The sequence below is a fragment of the Coprococcus sp. ART55/1 genome, assembly GCF_000210595.1.
Taxonomy (GTDB): domain Bacteria; phylum Bacillota; class Clostridia; order Lachnospirales; family Lachnospiraceae; genus Coprococcus; species Coprococcus aceti.
Genome location: NC_021018.1, coordinates 2,763,435 through 2,766,826, shown reverse-complemented (window position 1 = coordinate 2,766,826; position 3,392 = coordinate 2,763,435). Strand labels below are relative to the sequence as shown.

Sequence of the window (3,392 nt, the reverse complement as noted above, 5' to 3'; positions counted from 1 at the left end):
GCCCCGCATAATAGTATGGATGCTTGGAAGGCGTATACTTCCTGTGATCATAGTAAAAACCATTCTTAGTCCACGGCACAGGCTCCAGCTCGAAAGGACTTATCTTCAGAAAGTCCTCCACGGATATCTTGGATGTATTCACCCTGATTCCATGATACATATCACTGTCAAAACACTTTATATAATCCTCGTATTCATCGCCAAGCTGTATTCTGATCCTCTCGTCAAACGCCTTTGGTAAAGTCATAACAAACTCCTTTATCTTACGCTCTGGGCCTTGTAACCCTCAGCTATTATGTCAAGCTGCTTTGCAAAATTCTCAAGCAGCTCCATATCATCCTTCTTATATATAGAATAAAACTCATCCTGAATCTTCTGGATCTCTCTTGGATTTCCCACCTTGTACAGATTCTGGATATTAACAATGATCTCCGAAACTATATTCGCCTTGATATTGAACGAATTCTGTGCATCCATGATCTCTCCGCGGACATATGACATCTCCCTGTCAAGTGCAACGGTGGCATCCGCAGCGTTCTTGAGCTTCGCCCTTATGTCCTCTGGAATTCCCTTCCTGTACTTGTACTGCAATGAATGTTCTATGGTTGCCCAGAAGTTCATCGCCATTGTCCTTATCTGGATCTCCGCCTGTATGGTGGTGCATCCATTTACCGTATATACATCGTAATCAAGTATGATGTGATAGCTCTGATAGCCGCTGGCCTTGGCATTTGCTATATAATCCTTCTCCTCACGTATCCTCATGTCCTGTCTGCCACGTATAATCTCAACCACCTTGCTGATATCCTCGGTGAACTGGCACATGATCCTGATTCCGGCTATGTCATCCATCTCCTCAACGATCCGGTCCATAGGAATATTCTTCTTCTGAAGCTTATCGATAATACTGGAGACCGTCTTCACCCTTCCGGTCACACTCTCTATAGGTGAGTACTTTCCCGTACTCTTGTACTGCATTATTATGTGGTTGAACTTCACGAGAAGCTCATCAACCGCCTGCTCGTAAGGAGACAGTATCTCCTTCCAAAGCTGAATCTCCATATAAAATAACTCCTCCCAATACAAATACTACTGTGACACTCTTGTGCTCAGGAATGTATACTCCTTCTGTCCTTTCTCATAATCCGGATACTCAGACACAAGCTGTCCCGCTATCTCATAAGCCTTATCGTAATCCTCGTTCTTCTCATAATATGTTATCTCAAGCATCAGGAGCTCTTTTCTGTATATCTTGTCTCCACTGTCAAGTCCATTTGTAATATATGCGATCGCAGACTCCATATCACCGTTATTCAGATAATATGAACCGTACATGGCATATACATACGAGTTGAATCCAAATGTCTGGACATATTTTTCATAGCTCTCAAACATCTTATCGGACTCATCAGTAACTGCGTAGCATGTTCCTATGTACATATAAAGCTCCGGATATGTCTCCGCCTGCTTCAGAAGCACATCGAGAGCACCGCCATAATTTCCCTGTGAGAAATCACTGAGTGCAGTTGCCAGTTCCTTCAGATCTTTTACATTTGATCCGGTAAATGAATCCTGTATCAATTCGTTGTATGTATTTGCGGCCTCTGTGTACTGCGCGCTCTTGAGATACGCATCAGCCAGATACAGCTTTATATTCTGATCCTTTTTCTTTGAGAACAACTGATTCTCTGCCAAGGCATTGTCAAATGAATCTATTGCCTCCTGATACGAACCTGACTTGTAATATTTTACGCCCTGATCGTAAAGTTCATCCTTCTGTGACACTATTGCCGATATAGCGTATGAGATCAGCAATACAGCCACACACGCAAGTATCACCAATGCAAAAATTAGTTTATAGTTGATCTTTCTTCTCTCTTTAAATATGCTGCGTTTACGTCTAGACATATGTTATCTCCTTTGAATCACAGTATTTTTATTACACGGCATAGCTACCGCAGTTTATACATCATTTTATATTAGCACAATCCAACAAATATATAAAGTAAAAAGCGGCTTTGCTGATTTTCATCAGCAAAACCGCTCTCAATTCTTCTATAAATACAATATCTGACGCCGACAGGTCTGGCAGATTAGTGATGGAATAATCTGATTCCTGTAAATACCATGACCATATCGTACTTGTCAGCACACTCGATAACAAGATCGTCACGAACTGATCCGCCAGGCTGCGCAATGTACTTGACACCGCTCTTGTGAGCTCTCTCTATATTGTCTGAGAATGGGAAGAATGCATCTGATCCAAGGACAACATCTGTGTTCTGCGCAAGCCATGCCTTCTTCTGCTCTGCTGTGAACACCTCAGGCTTAACCTTGAATCTCTTCTGCCACTCGCCTTCCTTAAGAACGTCCTCATACTCATCACCCATGTATACGTCGATGGCATTGTCTCTGTCGGCTCTTCCAAGTCCGTCAACAAACTGAAGTCCCATAACCTGTGGTGACTGACGAAGGAACCAGTTGTCTGCCTTCTGTCCTGCAAGTCTTGTACAGTGGATTCTTGACTGCTGTCCGGCTCCGATACCTATAGCCTGTCCGCCCTTTACATAGCATACTGAGTTTGACTGTGTATACTTGAGTGTGATGAGCGCGATCTTCATATCGATCTCAGCCTGCTCTGGAAGATCCTTGTTCTTTGTAACAAAGTTTGACAGAAGATCCTTGTCGATCTTGAGCTCATTTCTTCCCTGCTCAAATGTAACACCGTATACCTGCTTTCTCTCGATCTCAGCAGGAACATAGTTCTCATCTATCTGGATGATGTTGTAATTTCCCTTCTTCTTTGCAAGAAGAAGTTCCATAGCCTCATCTGTGTATCCAGGAGCGATAACACCATCTGATACCTCTCTCTTGATAAGGCGTGCTGTGTCTGCGTCACATACATCTGAAAGTGCGATGAAATCGCCGAATGATGACATTCTGTCAGCACCTCTTGCTCTTGCATATGCGCATGCAAGTGGTGAGAGCTCTCCGAGATCATCTACCCAGTAGATCTTTGCAAGTGTATCTGTAAGTGGAAGTCCAACTGCAGCGCCTGCTGGTGAAACATGCTTGAATGATGTTGCTGCTGGAAGTCCTGTTGCCGCCTTGAGTTCCTTTACGAGCTGCCATCCGTTAAATGCATCAAGGAAGTTGATGTATCCAGGCTTGCCGTTTAAAACCTTAACAGGAAGATCACTGCCATCCTCCATATATATTCTTGATGGCTTCTGATTTGGATTACAACCGTACTTTAACTGAATCTCGTTCATGATCAAATATCTCCTTTATTCTTTAATTACTTATTCTTGTTCACGATCTTTGTCTCATACTCACCTGTTGCGATGTCAATATATCTGACGAACAGTGACACCTTGTTGTCCTCATTGAGG

General features: G+C 43.1%; 3 protein-coding genes and 2 pseudogenes. All 5 read right to left on the bottom strand.

Annotated elements, in window-relative coordinates; all coding sequences use genetic code 11:
• Window positions 1-247, bottom strand: a pseudogene (locus tag CCU_RS12425) (SAM-dependent methyltransferase); the annotation flags it as partial.
• 11 nt (window positions 248-258) lie between these two features.
• Window positions 259-1,062, bottom strand: coding sequence for a GTP pyrophosphokinase (locus CCU_RS12420; protein WP_015534901.1), 804 nt, complete (start codon window positions 1,060-1,062; stop codon window positions 259-261).
• 27 nt (window positions 1,063-1,089) lie between these two features.
• Complete coding sequence (locus tag CCU_RS12415) at window positions 1,090-1,908, bottom strand: tetratricopeptide repeat protein (protein WP_015534900.1); 819 nt, start codon at window positions 1,906-1,908, stop codon at window positions 1,090-1,092.
• 185 nt (window positions 1,909-2,093) lie between these two features.
• Window positions 2,094-3,272, bottom strand: a complete 1,179-nt coding sequence (locus CCU_RS12410; protein ID WP_015534899.1) for a phosphoribosylaminoimidazolecarboxamide formyltransferase — start codon at window positions 3,270-3,272, stop codon at window positions 2,094-2,096.
• Between the two features lie 26 nt (window positions 3,273-3,298).
• Window positions 3,299-3,392: pseudogene (locus tag CCU_RS14850) on the bottom strand (IMP cyclohydrolase); the annotation flags it as partial.

Excerpts from the sequence above, each read along its gene's own strand:
- CCU_RS12410 (WP_015534899.1), bottom strand. The coding sequence starts at position 3,272 with ATGAACGAGATTCAGTTAAAGTACGGTTGTAATCCAAATCAGAAGCCA.
- CCU_RS12415 (WP_015534900.1), bottom strand. The coding sequence starts at position 1,908 with ATGTCTAGACGTAAACGCAGCATATTTAAAGAGAGAAGAAAGATCAAC.
- CCU_RS12420 (WP_015534901.1), bottom strand. The coding sequence starts at position 1,062 with ATGGAGATTCAGCTTTGGAAGGAGATACTGTCTCCTTACGAGCAGGCG.